This window comes from Streptomyces sp. NRRL B-24572 (assembly GCF_002156145.1).
In the GTDB taxonomy this organism is placed as follows: domain Bacteria; phylum Actinomycetota; class Actinomycetes; order Streptomycetales; family Streptomycetaceae; genus Streptomyces; species Streptomyces vietnamensis.
The window spans coordinates 1-563 of the sequence record NZ_MWIG01001150.1 but is presented as its reverse complement, the minus strand read 5'-3'; the positions used below and the strand labels follow the sequence as shown (position 1 = coordinate 563).

1 pseudogene is annotated in these 563 nt (G+C 70.9%); it reads right to left on the bottom strand.

Annotated elements, in window-relative coordinates:
• Positions 1–342 (bottom strand): annotated as a pseudogene (locus CCN56_RS40960) (L-threonine-O-3-phosphate decarboxylase); the annotation flags it as partial.
• Between the last annotated feature and the right edge of the window lie 221 nt (positions 343–563).

Sequence of the window (563 nt, the reverse complement as noted above, 5' to 3'; positions counted from 1 at the left end):
GAACTGGGGGTGCACCACCACCGGCCGCCGCACCGGCAGCGCCCGAGCGAGCAGCACGAACGCCTCCGCCGCGCCGGCGGTCAGCAGCACCCGGTTCGACGGCAGGTCGTGCCGCTCGGCGACCGCCGCCCGTGCGGCCCGGTCGTCCGGATAGGCCGCGAGACCCGTCAGCGAGTCCGCGATCCGCTCTCTCAGCCAGTCCGGCGGGGTGTTCGTCCGGACGTTGACCGCCAGATCGATGAGCTTCTCGTCCCGGACCTCGGCGTCACCGTGGTGGCGCAGGTCGTGGGCGTCGGTATCCGTGTGCGTGTCCATGGCCGCCGTCGTGTGGGGGGTGGGGATGGTGGGGGGTGAGCCAGGCTCGCCAGCGATGTACCCGTGAGTCAAGGGCAACAACCGTGCGACGGACGTCACTTGGTTCGAACGAAACGGTGCAAATGTGGCGATTGCACAGGTCGCGCGCTGTGATTTCCGCTTCGGGACGAGAAGAACGACGCCTTCCGGGCCCGTGGACAGGACGCCCCCGCCCCGTCCGACGGGCGGCCCCTCCGACCCTTCTGGCC